Source organism: uncultured Roseibium sp., from assembly GCF_947494555.1.
Taxonomy (GTDB): domain Bacteria; phylum Pseudomonadota; class Alphaproteobacteria; order Rhizobiales; family Stappiaceae; genus Roseibium.
Window position 1 is genome coordinate 1,283,759 of sequence record NZ_CANLVF010000002.1, and the last position, 15,180, is coordinate 1,298,938.

Sequence of the window (15,180 nt, forward strand, 5' to 3'; positions counted from 1 at the left end):
TTCTAACAAGTGCCTTACATTCTGTGCATGAATGCCTAAATTGGGTTCACAACCCTGTCATCCCGTTTCGGGCGCCCAGCTGTATTCAAGGACATTTCGTGCCAAACGACGTTTCAAAGAACCTGTTTCCTGTTTTCGATGGTCACAACGACACACTGCTCAAACTTGAGATTGACGCGATCAAGGGTCAGGAGCGCAGTTTTTTCGATCGTTCGGAGAAGGGCCATGTCGATTTTGAACGTGCGCGGGAGGCAAACTTCGCTGGCGGTCTCTTTGCCATGTTTGTCCCGTCCAACCCGGATCAGGATTTCTCCAAGGCTTTTGACCCGAACAACCCGGTGAATTTCCAGGAAGTGCCGCAGGACCAGGCACTCGCGTTCACAAATCGGCTGTTTGAACGCGCCGAAAGCATTGCGGCCGCATCATCGGGTACCGTTGTCATCTGCAAGTCGCCGGGCGAAAACCTGGAAGCTGTTCATGCAGGCAAAATAGCGGTGAGCCTCCATATCGAAGGCGCCGAAGCCATCGACACGGATTTCCGCGTCCTCGAGGACTTCTACCGGCGGGGCTTGCGCTCCATTGGACTGGTGTGGAGCCGCGCAAACGCGTTTGGATACGGTGTTCCGATGTCTCACCCGGCGTCTCCGGATATCGGCCCTGGCCTGACAGATGCCGGGCGCGAACTCGTCCGGACATGCAACAAGCTTGGCGTTCTTTTGGATGTTTCACATCTCAACGAAAAGGGGTTCTGGGATCTTGCGAAGATCACGGACAGGCCGATTGTCGCCAGTCATTCAAATGCGCATGCCATTTGCGCAAGCAGCAGAAACCTCACGGACGCACAGCTAGCTGCCATCAGGGAAAGCGGCGGTCTTGCCGGCGTCAATTTCCATGTCGGCTTTCTCCGGCCCGACGGCGGCTACAAAAAAGACACGCCGTTGGATGTTGTTGCGGACCATATCGCTTATCTGACAGATCACCTGGGCGAGGACCATGTCGGATTGGGTTCCGATTTCGACGGCTGCATGCCGCCGAAAGATCTTCATGACGTAACCGGTCTGCCATTGCTCTTCGAACTGTTGCAAGCGCGCGGCTTCAATTCGCAATCGCTTGAAAAGCTTGCATACCGGAACTGGATATCAATGCTGGAGCAGGCTGCGGCCTAGACTGGCCGGCGCCAACAGGAATTCGAAGCTGCCGCCTGACTGCTCGCATTTTTGTTACTGGAGATCCCATTTTCTGGGTTGCCATCGTTCAACTCAAGCTGGAAGTTATCGATATCAGCAAATCTGACAGTCGTTTAAGTATCAATTCTGCCGCTGCGTTTTTTTTGAGAAAATACTGATTTTAGTGCGGCAAGACTCCAAGAAGCGTGGACAGATCATACGAGACGGAGAGAAGGCTGAAAATCATAGGCTGACGCCATTGACCGACTGACTGCTGCTGGCGGAAAATCGGAAGATAGCGGGTGTCCAGGCTGGCTTTTGCCGGTTGGGGCACTTCTGGTGCAGCGAAATCTGATGCCAGTGGCGGGGGCAACAAAGTGACCATTGACGTTGCTGCGGAAAAGACGTCGCAAGCAAGAGATGTTTCGGGTGACAAGCGTACCCGCAAGTCAGAGTCTGTGTTTCAGGACCTGAAAGGCCGAATTCTGACTGGGCAGCTGACACCCGACAGTCCAATGACCGAGCAAATGCTCGCGAAAGATTATGCCTGCTCGCAGAGCACCATACGCGAAGCCCTCATGCTATTGCAGGAATGCGGGCTTGTGGTTCGACGAGGCTACCAGGGAACCTTCGTGACAGACCCTTCGGTATCCGAAGCCATGCTTTTGCTGCGCCTGAGGGTGAGCATCGAAACCACCGGTCTGATTGAAGCTGCCGAGGCGATTTCTTCAGATGACCTTGCCGAACTGCGCAAGCTCGACCAGCAGTTCGTGGAATCGCGCCGTCAGCGAAACACATTCGCCTGTGCTGAAATCGACAGGGATTTTCACCTTCAGATTTTCAAACGCGCCGGCATGACGGCGTTGGAACCGATGCTGGTGAGAACCGCCATGATGCTGCAGCGGATCATGCTGCCCAATCCGAGACCGGACGATTCCTGGACACACCCCAACGTTGTACAGCACGATAACGTTCTGGACGCCCTGGAAGCAAAAGACGTCGACGCGGCTACGAAGTCGTTAAAGTCCCACATTTTTGCCAGCGCAACCCTGCTGGCGCCGCGCTACTATGGTAACGATCCGGAACGACTGCAGGCGCTGTGTGAAAAGGAACCGGACCAGATTTTTCTAGAAATGCGCTGAGTTTCAGATCATGTCGCCGGCATCACGCCGTCTCCATCATCTGCTGCTGTGTAAGCATTGCTGCACCTATGAGTTCCCGCGTGTAATCTTGCTTGGGAGCTTCGAAAATGGCATCCGCCGTTCCGGCTTCAACGACCTTCCCATGTTGCATTACCATGACCGTGTCTGACAGCGCGCGAACCACGGCAAGATCATGGGAAATAAACAGATAGGTCAGGTCATTTGCCGTCTGCAGATTGCGCAAAAGCTCCACGACCTGTTTCTGGATTGTGCGGTCCAGAGCCGATGTCGGCTCGTCCAGCACGACCAGCTCCGGCTTCAGGACCATCGTCCGCGCAATCGCGATGCGTTGCCGCTGACCGCCTGAAAACTCATGCGGGTACCGGTTCCGCATGACAGGATCAAGCGACACTTCTTCCAGCGCCTGGCACGCGCGCAGATCCCGATCCTTTGCCGAGAGAGAAGGTTCATGCACCAGCAGGCCTTCGGAAATGATCTGTCCAACGGTCATTCTCGGACTGAGCGAGCCGAAAGGATCCTGAAAAATCAGCTGCATGTCCTTTCGGATGGCCCGCATGGCCGTGCGGTCCAGACCGGAAATCTGCTGGCCGTGAAACACGACCCGCCCACCGGCAGGCAGCAAGTTGAGAACTGCGCGCCCCAGCGTGGACTTTCCGGAGCCGCTCTCGCCGACGATACCGAGCGTTTGACCCTTGCGCAGGGAGAAGCTGATACTGTCAACGGCGCGGAGCACATGTTTGGGCTGCAGAAATCCGGAGTCCAGCTCAAACTCGACTTCCACCTTCTGCGCCTCCAGGAGGACAGGAGCACTTTCCGGCACCGGCAGCTTATGTCCAGTCGGTTCCGCATCAAGAAGCATCTTGGTGTAGGGGTGTTCGGGCTGCGTGAAGATCCTGGCGGTCTCACCGCTTTCCACCACCTCCCCGGTTTTCATCACATAGACCCGATCCGAGATCCGGCGCACGATCCCAAGATCGTGGGTGATGAAGATAACCGCCATACCCAGGCGTTTCTGGAGATCGCGCAGGAGGTCCAGGATCTGCGCCTGTGTCGTGACGTCCAGAGCTGTGGTCGGCTCGTCGGCAATCAGTACATCGGGATCGTTGGCAAGCGCCATGGCGATCATCACGCGCTGACGCTGCCCACCGGACATTTCATAAGGGTACGCCTTGATCTTGCGTTCCGGTTCGGGAATGTTCACCAGCTTCAGAAGATCCAGTGCCTTGGCCTTGGCCTTCCTCCAGCTCAGCCCTCCATGGACGACCATGGGTTCAGCAAGCTGGCGGCCGATCGTATATAGCGGATCCAGCGACGTCATCGGCTCCTGGAAGATCATCGTGATCTTCTTGCCTCGGATGTCATTCAGCTTGCTGATGGGCAGACCCAGGATGTTGCGGTCTTCATAGACCACCTCGCCTTGCGTTCGACCATTGGACGCAAGAAGCCCCATCGCCGCCATCATGGTCTGGCTCTTGCCGGATCCACTCTCGCCCACGATCGCGACCGTTTCACCCGCTTCGACGTGAATGTCGACGCCGCGCACGGCATTCACCGTGCCGGTGGCCGTTGTAAATTCGACCTTGAGATCCCGGATGGAAAGGACCGTTTTGTTATTTTCGTTTGTCATGGTCTTCTCCTCACCGGTCCTTCGGATCCAGCGCGTCGCGCAGGCCGTCGCCGATAAAGTTCAGCGCGAACAGGGTCGATGTCAGAAAGATTGACGGGAAGATGAGCATCCAGGCAGCACCCTGCAGGTTCCGCGCTCCTTCGGAAATCAACACTCCCCAGCTTGTCATCGGTTCTTGTATGCCAAGTCCCAGGAAGGACAGGAAGCTCTCAAGCAGGATAACCTTCGGCACGAGCAAGGTCATGTAAACCACGACCGGTCCAAGCGTGTTGGGAATGATGTGCCGGCGCAGAATGCCGCCGTCTGCCACGCCCATTGCTTCAGCGGCCTGCACGTATTCCTGACGTTTGATGCTGAGTGTCTGACCCCGCACGATGCGCGCCATATCCAGCCATTCGACAGCGCCGACCGCGATGAACATCAAGATGAAATTCCGTCCGAAGAAGACCACCAGCATGATGACGAAGAAGATGAACGGCAGCGAATAGAGTATGTCGACCACTCGCATCATCATCTGGTCGACGCGGCCGCCAAGATAGCCTGACGTTGCGCCATAAATCACACCGATCGAGATGGCAACGACTGTTGCCAGCAGTCCGATCGTCAGGGACACCCGCCCGGCAATGAAGGTCCGGGTCATCATGTCCCTGCCATTGGCGTCGGTGCCGAAATAGAAATGCATGAAATTGATTTCGGCGCGGATGGTGGCTGATTTGCCGTCGGAGGAAAGATCGGTCAGCTCCGTATTCTTGAAGAGATTGCTGCGGTCAAAATAGCGGGTGGAACGCGGATCGATTTCGCGTTTGGAGGTCACGTTGGCAACCACGGTATCCCCGTCCCGCTCGTAGCCGTCCACCGTCATGCGTGCCCGTTTGGCAACCGACATGAACGCAGGTTCGACCTGTTCCGCCCGCGGATATGCCTCAAGGCTTGCAGGCACTTTGACGTAGTCCCGATAGACGGTATCGAACTGGTGCGGCGACAGGGCCGGACCGAGAATGGACACGAGCGCAATTGTCACGAGCACGAACATGCTCGCGACCGCTGCACGATTGGCCAGCAGGCGATCTCTTGCGTCATCCCAAAGAGACCGGCCCCGTGCAGGCGCTTCGTTGTTTGAAACGGTGAGTGTCATTGTCCGGCCCTCCTCAATCGTAGCGCACGCGCGGATCGAGAAGCGCATAAAGCAGATCCACGATGAGGTTGAACAGAATGACGAAACAGGCGACCACGACCACGGTTCCCATGACGAGCGTATAGTCACGGTTGAGTGCGCCCTGGACAAAATATCGGCCAATACCGGGAATGCCGAAAATGGTCTCGATCACCACCGAGCCGGTCAATAGGGCCGCCGCTGCGGGCCCAAGATAGGAGACAACCGGCAGGATCGCGCCCCTGAGCGCATGCACAACAATGACCATATAACCGGTGAGACCGTAGGCTCTTGCGGTACGGACATGATTTGACCGGAGTGCTTCGATCATGGATCCGCGCGTTAGGCGGGCGACCACAGCGATTTGCGGCAGCGCAAGCGTGACAACCGGCAAAATGACATTGACGAAGGCGCCGCCGTTCCAACCGCCCACGGGCAGCCAGCCGAGCCAGACGCCGAGTATCAGGGTCAAAATAGGAGCGACGACGAAATTCGGGATTGTGACACCGAGCGTTGCCGCCGCCATGACGGTGTAGTCCGTCGCCTGGTTCTGTCTCAATGCCGCGATGACGCCGAGCGTTCCGCCGACCACGAGCGCGAGACACAACGCCGTCAGTCCGAGCTGGATGGAAATGGGCAGGCTCTGGGCGAACAGCTCATTGATCGAAAAATCGCGGAAATAGAAGCTTGGTCCGAAATCCAGCTGAACAATGCTCTTCAGATAGAGCAGGTACTGGTTCCACAGCGGCTCGTCGAGATGGTAGATCTTGTTCAGATTTTCCATCACCTTGGCTTCCAGCGGGCGCTCCAAATCGAACGGACCACCGGGCGCGATCCGGATCAGGAAGAACGAGATTGTAACGATCAGGAAGAGGGTCGGGATTGCACTTAGCAATCGACCGAGCACATAGCGGTGCATAGGTTCTGCCCCTGTTGTTGTGCCGGCGGTCTTTTTTATGCCGCCTTGCAAAAACCGGCAGGGAATGCCCTGCCGGTTTTGTAGTTCAGGTTACTCGGAAATGCTCATAAAGCGGGTCGGATGAACATTGAGAAGATTGTCCTCAAATCCGGCCACCTTGTCGGAGACCATGTTCATCGAGCCGTAGTACATGAGCGGAATGAACGGCAGGTCGCGCATGAACATTTCTTCAGCCTGCTTCAGGAGCCCGGCCCGCACTTCCAGATCGACGGTCGCAGCCGCCTCATCCATCAACGCGTCGTATTCCGGGTTCTCGTAGCGTGCATAGTTGAAACCGGTATTGTCGCTTTCAACCATGAAAAGGAAGTTTTGCGGGTCGGAATAGTCACCGATCCAACCAGCACGAGCCACATCGAAGTCCTGACGATCACGCAGCATTGCGTAGTGGGTCTTGGTGTCGGTGTTGACCATGGAGACTTCAACGCCGAGCGGCTTCCACATATCGGCGATCGCAACGGCCGTGTTCTTGTGGTTTTCGGAGGTGTTGTAGTTGATGGTCAGCTTGACGGGATTGTCCGGACCGAAACCTGCCTTTTCCAGGAGCTCAATCGCCTTTTCTTCGCGATCAATCTGGGACATGTCCATGTATTCGGCGAATGCCGGTTCACCGTAGTTGCCAATGCCCGGCGGCACGAAGGAATATCCGGCAACCATCGTGGAGCCCCAGATCTCATCTGCCAGAAACTCTCTGTCGATCGCCATGGAAAGCGCCTGGCGAACCTCGGGGCTGCTCAGCGTTTCGTCTTCATGGTTCAGCGCGTAGTAGTAGGTGCCCAGATACGGCGCGACCCGGAACTGATCGCCCAGGTTTTCCTGCATGAAGGCAACCTGTTCGGTCGGGGCATCGTTGTTTGTATGCAACTCACCGGCCTGGAAACGGCGAAGCGCGGCGCCGCGATCTTCGGTCGGATAGAAGTAGACGGTGTCGATCTGGACGTTGTCTGCGTCATGGAAATTTGCATTCTTGACCGTCTTGACGTGCGCGTTCGGAATGAACTCTGCGAGCGTGTAAGCCCCGTTTGTAACGATGTTCTCGGGCTTGACGAAGTCTGTGCCATGCGCCTCGACGGTCGCCGGGTGCACCGGCAAGCCAGTCTGGTGTGTCAGCTGTTCGATGAAGTAAGGGGTCGGCGATTCTAGCGTGATTTCAAGCGTGAGGTCGTCCAGCGCCTTCACACCGATTTCCTCGGGTGCGAGCTCGCCCTTGTTGACCTTCTCAGCATTCTTGATCGGGTAGAGAATGTTGGCGTATTTGGCACCGGTTTCCGGCGTCATGATGCGCTGCAGGGAATAGACGAAGTCGCCGGCAACAACCGGATCGCCATTCGACCACTTGGCATCGTCGCGCAGATTGAATGTGTAGACCATGCCGTCTTCCGCGACGTTCCAGTCTTTGGCAACGCCCGGGATGACCTGACCTGCAGCATCGTAGGCGACAAGACCTTCGTAAAGGTCGCGCAGGATGTGCGCTTCATAGGTCGTGGAGGTCTTGTGCTGGTCCAGGGTCTCCGGATCGGCTGTGTTGCCGCGGTGATAGACCACTTCTGCAAAGGCAGTCAGTGAAGTCGCTGCCATCAGTGCTGCCGCAAGCGCTGTCACGCGCATGGATTTGATCATATCGCTCTCCCCTCTTGGGTTATAGTTGAAGCTTTGGAAACGATAGTGGACAAGATTCCACGCTCTTTGCGCGCAATCAAGCATCCCCTAACGGCATATTTCATCCACTGCCGCAAAAAGGCGATATTTTTGCACTTTTTGCGATTAGGCAGGAAAAAATTTCTCCGATTTTACAAACCGTCGTTTAATTCGTTAAACGGGCACGAAATATAATTACAATCCTAGCGGCAAAAACGATACTTTCCGCTATAGGCCAGATACGTGCCTGTGTTCGGATTGAACGATTTGAACTTCCTCGAGCAATAGGCGACCCACTGAGGCGTGAACGGCGCAATACCGGTTTTAGTGTAGGGCACGCGCTGCGGTTGACCGACATAGCCTCCCCTCGGTGCAACATAACGCCCTCTCGGCGCGATATAGAGCGGCGGCCTGACATAACGGCGCGGGGCAACATAAACGCGCGAGCGGTACGGATAGGCCCGTCTGTCATAGGGATGGTAATAGTATGGAGGACCGTAGGGACGGAACGGCGGACCGGCATAGCCGCCACGATAGCCGCCGTAGAAGACGCCACCCCGATAGCCACGTGTCCCGAATGCGAAACCGACGCCGCCCGTGCCAACGTAAAACGAGTCCGCCTTGGCAGCGCTCGGCAATGCGATCCCGGTCAGCCCGGCGCTGGTGACGCCAAGGGCAAGCGCAAGTCCGATGGACCGCAGTCTCCTGACGATTTTCCCGGAAAAATCGGGACCTTTGATCAGATCAAACATCTAAAGTCTCCTTCCGGCTTTTCAGCCGGTGAAATGACGACAGGCCCCTGACCACGAGACAAGCATAGCGCATTTCCCGGCAAAAATCCGGCCTCTTGCGATCAAAAATCCAGAGCACCTTGTTCCCGCCCGTTTTCAAAGCCGGTTTGCGGCTTGCGCGGACCCGGCTGGATGAGTAAACCAAGCGCCGATCTTTCGACCATCAGACAGGCTGTCATGGCTCCGCCGCTTCTTACGCTCAAAGACGTCAACCTGACCTTCGGAGGCACACCGCTGCTGACCGGTGCTGAACTGTCCGTTTCCGAAGGCGACCGGATCTGTCTGGTCGGCAGAAACGGCTCGGGTAAGTCGACCCTTTTGAAGATTGCTGCCGGTCAGGTCGAAATGGACACGGGCGAGCGTTTCTTTCAGCCCGGACGAACCGTTCGGTATCTCCCACAGGATCCGGACCTGTCGACGTATGGATCGACGATCGACTACGTGAACGAGGGCCTGACCGAGGGCGACGATCCCTATCGCGGAGCATATCTCCTTGAGGTGCTCGGGCTCACCGGCAAGGAAGATCCAAAAGCACTCTCCGGCGGCGAAGCGCGGCGTGCAGCACTTGCGCGGACACTCGCACCCGAACCGGACATCCTGCTTTTGGACGAACCGACCAACCACCTGGATCTGCCGGCGATCGAGTGGCTGGAAACAGAGCTGAAAAGCCTGAAATCCGCGCTGGTGCTGATCTCGCATGACCGCCGCTTTCTGGAAAATCTCTCGCGCGCCACGGTTTGGATTGACCGAGGTGTCTCCCGTCGCATGAACAAGGGCTTCGCGCATTTCGAAGCCTGGCGGGACGAGGTGTTCGAACAGGAGGAGATCGACCAGCAGAAGCTGGCTCAGAAGATCAAGCGGGAAGAGCACTGGATGACCTATGGCGTGACCGCACGGCGCAAGCGCAACATGCGCCGGGTACGTGAGCTCGCCGAGCTCAGAAAGCAGAAGCGCGAGCATCGCGGCCCGCAGGGCACGGCAAAACTGAACGCAAGCGACGGGGATTTTTCTGGAAAGCTCGTCATCGAGGCCAAGGGGATTTCAAAAACCTTTGGCGACCGCGTCATCGTGAAGGACTTCTCCTCGCGTATCCAGCGCGGTGACCGTGTCGGCTTTGTCGGACCGAACGGTGCAGGAAAAACGACACTCTTGAAGATGCTGACAGGTGAGCTCGCCCCCGACACGGGCACAAACCGGCTTGGCACGAACCTTGAGATGGTCACGCTCGACCAGAAACGCGAAAAACTCGACCTTACCGAGACGTTGTCTTCGGTGCTCACCGGCGGGCGCGGCGACACCGTCGTGCTGGGTGACGAGACCAAGCATGTGATGTCCTACATGAAGGATTTTCTGTTTTCGCCAGAACAGGCCCGTACACCTGTTGGCGTCCTGTCGGGTGGTGAGCGTGCCCGCGCCATGCTGGCACGCGCGCTTGCCAACAAATCCAACATGATGGTGCTTGACGAGCCGACCAACGATCTTGATCTCGAAACGCTCGATCTTCTGCAGGAGCTGCTTGCCGACTACAAGGGCACTGCCATGATCGTTTCGCACGACCGGGACTTCCTCGACCGTGTGGCAACCTCGGTGATCGTTTCAGAAGGGGATGGTCTCTGGCGTGAATATGCCGGAGGTTACACCGATATGCTTGCTCAGCGCGGGGAAGGCGTCACCGCGCGCAAGGTCGAAAAAGCTACGCCGGCAAAACGGGAAAAACAGAGTCCTTCAAACGGCTCGGCGGAGACTTCTAAAGCAAAATCGAAACTGACATTTACCCAGCAGCATCTTCTGAAGACCCTGCCCGACACCATCGAGCAACTTGAAGCAAAGCTGGAAAGGCTTCAGAGCGAGATGAACGACCCGCAGCTCTACGCAAAGAACCCGGACCGTTTTTCCAAGCTCTCGCAACAGATCACTGACCTGACAGCGGAAAAGGAAGCTGCGGAGGAGCAGTGGCTGGAACTGGAGATGCTCGCGGAAGAAGGCTGAAAAACGCCTGCAGCGATTGAATCTTAGCCAGCTCTCGCCTCAATTTTCGCGCACAATCATAGGTTTTGCTGTAATAGGCATGCTTGATCGAACTTAGAATCAATGCATGTAACCGGTTGGGCGAAATGAGAAAATTTCCGTATTTCACGAAGTCTGTTTTGGTTGTGCTGTTCAGTGCCTTTTTGATTGGCTGCCAGACGAGTAGTCAGAGCGGAAGCTCGCCGGAGAGCGGAAATTCGTCGGCGAACACTAGCTCAAAAATTTCGTTTTCAAATGAGGCTTGCGAAAAAGCCAAGAAGTCGTGGGATTACAACACCGCGAGCGGTCGTTCGATAGCCAGCATAACGTGTTCCGGCAAAACCTACCCGAACTATAAATCCTACAGTGAGGCTGCTTGGCGCGAACACACACGTCAAAGACAGTGCAAACTGGATACCGGAAAGTTCTGTGAGGACTGAGGTTCTCGAGTTTGAGCAAATGGATCCCCGATCAAGTCGGGGATGACAATTTATGGTAAGCCGTGACAGTCTGTCCCGAAGGACAGGCAGCGACCAGCGCCCTCACCTCAGGTCCTTGTAAAATACCGTCGTGGCGTCGAGTGTGCCGTGGCTGCCATAGGCATAGTCCGGGATGGTGCCGACTTTCCGGTAGCCGCAAGTCGGATAAAGCTGTTCGGCGCGGTCGCCGGTAACTGTATCGAGCACCAGCAACCATCGGTCTTGTGACTTGGCAAGATGGTCGATTGCGCGCATCAGCTTACGGGCAAGTCCCTTACGGCGATGGTTCGGATGCACCATCAGCTTTGCGACGTCGGCCCGGTGCCCACCGTTATCCTGCGGCGCAAGGACAAGCATGACCACCCCGGCGATTTCGTCTTCCTGCCGAGCGATCATGACAAAGGAAGACCCTGCTTCGACCGCGGGCAATTGCGCTGCCCAGAAGTCTTCCGCTCTTTCTAGCGACAGGGGCAGAATGAATCCGATCCCGGCGCCTTCTTCGACGCATGCCTTGAGAAGACCGCCAAGAGCGGTCAGCGATGCGCGGACCTCAACCGGCGACAGGAGGTTGAGAGGTGGTTCGGGCCGAAACTCCGTCATGGCGTAATCACCGTCAGAAGATAGCGCGCGGGACCCGGCCCTGGTGCATGGTAGGCATTGGCCGCGTTCAGCCTGAAGCGCAGGCAATCGCCGGGTTGCAGCTGATAGCGAGCGTCACCGATCGTCATCTCCAGCTTCCCTTCCAGCAGCACAAGATGATGTTCCAGATCCGGCAGCGGTGTCACGGCATAGGAAATCGTCTCGCCGGCCGGCAGTTCGCCTTCTATGACACTGCCCCGGAAGCCGTTCGTTGCGGGCGATACACTGCGGCGGCGAAAGCCGGTTGCCGGGTCCTGCCAGACGGGCTGATCCTCGCGCGCCATCCTTGCGTCAAGTGCGGGGGCGTTGAAACCGAAAAGGTCGGCCATCGAGATTTCAAACGCCCGCGCCAACTGGCCCAGCACGACAGCAGTCGGGCTGGTATCGCCCCGTTCGATACGGGAGAGGGTTGCCCGGCTTACGCCGGATTTATCGGCGAGTAACTCCAGCGGCCAATCCCGTGTCTTGCGCAAAGCCGCAATTCGCCGGCCAATGTCCTGGTTCGTGTCATTCATGGCAAATTCCCAAAATTGAGATTTTTCTCATATATGGGAATCACAAAAATTCCAAGCCCAATAAACACACCTTTCGGCAAACTTCGCCCTGACCGAATTCAGGATCTCCTTGGCTGAAAAGAGAAGCCAGCAGCTTAAGACCAGCGTCGCATCGGGTTCTACGCGGTTTCTCCATCGTCATCCCGGACGCAGCGCGAGCGGAGATCCGGGACCGGTGAACCACCGTGTCAGTTGTCCGGTGATAATTTAAGAACGCTTCTAGCTCACCGATCCCGGCTCGCGCTGCGCTTGGCCGGGATGACGATGGTTAGATTTCACCAGGATGGCGCCAGAGAACACCCGAAGGAATTCCTCGGGAGAAAAAGGATCCCGGGAAAGCCGAAGACTGCGCGCCAAGTTTCGACACCGCTTGACCATGGCCGAAGCAATGCACGCGAAACGCAACTGCCGAGATCCCATGAGCAAGCCATGGGATCGACAGATGCAAATGTTCAATCAGAGACAGCGAGAGCTCTAAACGCGTGAAAAGACGGCGCTGGCATTCACGCCGCCAAATCCGAAGCCGTTTGTCAGGACGTGATCGACCTGCCGGTCGATTGCCTTGCCGGGAACCATCTCGAACCTTGTCATGGCCTCATCGGGCGCTTCGAGATTGCGGGAGGGTGGCAGCTGCCCGGTTGTAAGCGCCATAACACAGGCGACCGCTTCGACAGCCCCTGCCGCCCCCAGGAGATGTCCGAACATCGATTTGGATGACGACACCGCCAGATCCTTGCCCCTCCCGTCGAAGAGTGTGGTCAGTGCGGCAATTTCAGCTGCATCTCCCACCGGCGTCGATGTGGAATGCGCATTGACGTAGCCGATATCAGCCGGCGTCAGGCCGGCAGATGATAAGGCATTGCGCATGGCCCGCAAGCCACCCTCGCCATCAGGTGAGGAGGCAGTCACATGGAACGCGTCGGCTGTGGTTCCATAGCCCTTCAGTTCCACAATAATGTTCGCTCCGCGTGCCTTCGCGTGCTCCATTTCCTCCAGAACGAGAATGCCGGAGCCTTCGCCCATGATGAAGCCGTCGCGATCCTGATCGAACGGGCGCGACGCATGTGCAGGGTCGTCGTTGCGTTTCGACGACATGGCTTTTGCCGCGCAAAAGCCGGCATAGGAAACCTTGTCGATACAGGCCTCGGTGCCACCGGCCACCATGACGTCGGCTTCTCCGGCACGGATCAGCCGGGTGGCATCACCCAGAGCCTGAAGGCTGGCGGCACAGGCCGTGACCGGTGCGCCGATGGGACCCTTCAGTCCGAAACGGATCGAAACCTGACCCGCAGCAAGATTTGCGAGAAACGATGGCACCAGAAAAGGTGATGCCCGGCGCGGTCCCTTTTCGTCCACGAGACGGGTTCCGGCGGTCATCGCCGGGAATCCACCGACACCGGTTGCGATGATGGTCCCGGTGCGTTCCTTTTGTGCATCTGTCTCCGGTACCCAGCCGGACTGTGCAAGCGCTTCCTGTGCCGCGCCCATCGCGAAATGGATGAACCGGTCAGACCGTCTTTGTTCGCGCGGTTCCATGACGGCGTCGACATCAAAGCCGTGCTCGTCTTCCTCTTTCGAAGGCACTTCGCCAGCGATCTGGCAGGCAAGGTCGCTCGGATCGAAATGGCTTATCCGGCGAATACCGTTTGCGCCCGCTGTCACTCGGCTCCAAAATGCACCAAGCCCGGTTCCGACCGGGGAGACAATCCCCATTCCTGTTACGACTACCCGACGCATGTTTACCTCGTTCTGCTTTTGCCAGTGATGCCCTGTCACGTATTTCGTGCTCAGGCGATGTTCAAGGTTCTTGAGAAAGTGATTCAAGGAACCTGATTCAAAGTTTTGAAAGTCTCTGTAACGCGTTGATTGTTTTCAAAAACTCTTCACTACCCAGATGTGTCTCAACGTCGTTTTGCGCCTTGCGCCAGAGCGGCAACGCTTTCGCCAGAAGAGCTGCGCCCTCTCCGGTCAAAGCGTATCGTTTGCTTCTTGCCTCTCGCGCCTGTGTTGACACGACAAAGCCTTTGCGTTCCAGCAGTGCGATGTTACGGACCAATGTTGTCCGGTCCATGGACAGCCGGCCGGCAAGTTCGCCCGTGCTCGCGTTTCGAGCCTGGCGAATCGCGACAAGCACAGAAAACTGCCCGGCGGTCATTCCTATCGGGCGGGCAAGGCGATCGTAATGGCGGCTCACGGCGCGTGCGGCCTTTCGTGCGTTATTGAGCACGCACAATGAAAAGTCATCTTCTTCCATGAAACCCTTTGTGTGCATATACACATCACTTGTCAAGGTGGCAGCCATTTGCAGCTAACCTTGCGTAATGTCATCAATATTTTGCGATTTCATGCGAAGCGGTTACGGTGCGATAGCAACCGGAACGTGAGGAGGTCAAAATGGCAGATGCGCTTCAGGCTGTAGAAGACATGAAGGCGAAAATCCAGGAGAACTGGGGCTGGTTTCTGGCCCTCGGCGTCGCGTTGGTGATTGGAGGCATCATCCTCATCGCCGCACCTCTTGCAACATCCATCGCCGTGACGATTCTGATCGCGGCCGTTCTGTTCATCGGCGGTCTCGTCCAGATTTACAATGCCTTCAAGACGAAGGGGACCTCCAGTTTCCTGTGGAACCTGATCACCGGGATCGTTGCCGTGATCGGTGGCATTCTGATTTATGTGAACCCCATCGTGGGCGCTTTCACACTGACCTTGCTCCTGGCGGCCATTTTCGCTGCTCAGGGCATCAGCCAGATCCTGCTCGCCTTCAAGCTAAAGCCGCACGAAGGCTGGGTGTGGGTACTCATCGCCGGAGTGGTTTCGCTCGGTGCCGGGATCATGATCTGGTTGGATCTTCCCGGATCGGCGTCCTGGGCGCTTGGTCTGATTGCCGGTGTTTCGGTTCTCGTCAACGGCTGGAGCTATATCGCGATCGCCCTTGCGGCGCGCGCGTCCAAAGGCTGACTGGCGAGCGGTCACGATTTCACTAAAAC

General features: G+C 56.9%; 13 protein-coding genes. 4 read left to right on the forward strand and 9 right to left on the reverse strand.

The annotated features are described in order from the left end of the window. Positions 1 to 98 precede the first annotated feature (98 nt). Both Q0915_RS14385 and Q0915_RS14390 read left to right on the forward strand, forming a co-directional pair. Positions 99 to 1,166, forward strand: coding sequence for a dipeptidase (locus tag Q0915_RS14385; protein ID WP_299472216.1), 1,068 nt, complete (start codon positions 99 to 101; stop codon positions 1,164 to 1,166). A 377-nt stretch (positions 1,167 to 1,543) separates the two neighbouring features. Then, positions 1,544 to 2,308: a GntR family transcriptional regulator gene (locus Q0915_RS14390; RefSeq protein ID WP_299472217.1), complete on the forward strand. Its 765-nt coding sequence runs from the start codon at positions 1,544 to 1,546 to the stop codon at positions 2,306 to 2,308. Positions 2,309 to 2,330: 22 nt separating this feature from the next. On the opposite strand, the gene Q0915_RS14395 is transcribed toward Q0915_RS14390, so the two are convergent. The 5 genes from Q0915_RS14395 to Q0915_RS14415 all read right to left on the reverse strand — a co-directional run bounded on the left by Q0915_RS14395 (position 2,331) and on the right by Q0915_RS14415 (position 8,475). Next, a complete protein-coding gene (locus Q0915_RS14395; RefSeq protein WP_299472218.1) occupies positions 2,331 to 3,956 on the reverse strand; it encodes an ABC transporter ATP-binding protein in 1,626 nt (541 codons plus the stop codon). Between the two features lie 10 nt (positions 3,957 to 3,966). After that, positions 3,967 to 5,091 (reverse strand): ABC transporter permease subunit, encoded by a 1,125-nt coding sequence (locus Q0915_RS14400; RefSeq protein WP_299472219.1) that lies wholly within the window; start codon positions 5,089 to 5,091, stop codon positions 3,967 to 3,969. A 13-nt stretch (positions 5,092 to 5,104) separates the two neighbouring features. Then, positions 5,105 to 6,028: an oligopeptide ABC transporter permease OppB gene (oppB, locus tag Q0915_RS14405; protein ID WP_299472220.1), complete on the reverse strand. Its 924-nt coding sequence runs from the start codon at positions 6,026 to 6,028 to the stop codon at positions 5,105 to 5,107. Positions 6,029 to 6,118: 90 nt separating this feature from the next. Further along, a complete protein-coding gene (locus Q0915_RS14410; RefSeq protein ID WP_299472221.1) occupies positions 6,119 to 7,705 on the reverse strand; it encodes a peptide ABC transporter substrate-binding protein in 1,587 nt (528 codons plus the stop codon). Positions 7,706 to 7,926: 221 nt separating this feature from the next. After that, positions 7,927 to 8,475 (reverse strand): BA14K family protein, encoded by a 549-nt coding sequence (locus Q0915_RS14415; protein WP_299472222.1) that lies wholly within the window; start codon positions 8,473 to 8,475, stop codon positions 7,927 to 7,929. A gap of 216 nt (positions 8,476 to 8,691) precedes the next feature. On the opposite strand from Q0915_RS14415, the gene Q0915_RS14420 reads away from it, so the two are divergent. Further along, on the forward strand, positions 8,692 to 10,503 hold the full coding sequence (locus tag Q0915_RS14420) for an ATP-binding cassette domain-containing protein (RefSeq protein WP_299472335.1): 1,812 nt from the start codon (positions 8,692 to 8,694) through the stop codon (positions 10,501 to 10,503). A 560-nt stretch (positions 10,504 to 11,063) separates the two neighbouring features. On the opposite strand, the gene Q0915_RS14425 is transcribed toward Q0915_RS14420, so the two are convergent. The 4 genes from Q0915_RS14425 to Q0915_RS14440 form a co-directional block, all read right to left on the reverse strand. Next, positions 11,064 to 11,600, reverse strand: a complete 537-nt coding sequence (locus Q0915_RS14425) for a GNAT family N-acetyltransferase (protein WP_299472223.1) — start codon at positions 11,598 to 11,600, stop codon at positions 11,064 to 11,066. After that, positions 11,597 to 12,154 (reverse strand): helix-turn-helix domain-containing protein, encoded by a 558-nt coding sequence (locus Q0915_RS14430; protein ID WP_299472224.1) that lies wholly within the window; start codon positions 12,152 to 12,154, stop codon positions 11,597 to 11,599. The genes Q0915_RS14425 and Q0915_RS14430 overlap by 4 nt, the downstream gene beginning before the upstream one ends. Positions 12,155 to 12,667: 513 nt before the next feature. Continuing rightward, the gene (fabF, locus tag Q0915_RS14435; protein ID WP_299472225.1) at positions 12,668 to 13,930 is read right to left on the reverse strand and encodes a beta-ketoacyl-ACP synthase II; all 1,263 of its coding nucleotides are present in this window, start codon (positions 13,928 to 13,930) and stop codon (positions 12,668 to 12,670) included. Positions 13,931 to 14,027: 97 nt separating this feature from the next. Next, entirely contained in the window at positions 14,028 to 14,495 is a 468-nt protein-coding gene (locus tag Q0915_RS14440; protein WP_299472226.1) for a MarR family winged helix-turn-helix transcriptional regulator, read from the reverse strand. Between the two features lie 92 nt (positions 14,496 to 14,587). Between Q0915_RS14440 and Q0915_RS14445 the strand changes: the two genes are divergently transcribed. Next, entirely contained in the window at positions 14,588 to 15,151 is a 564-nt protein-coding gene (locus Q0915_RS14445) for an HdeD family acid-resistance protein (RefSeq protein WP_299472227.1), read from the forward strand. Positions 15,152 to 15,180: the final 29 nt, after the last annotated feature.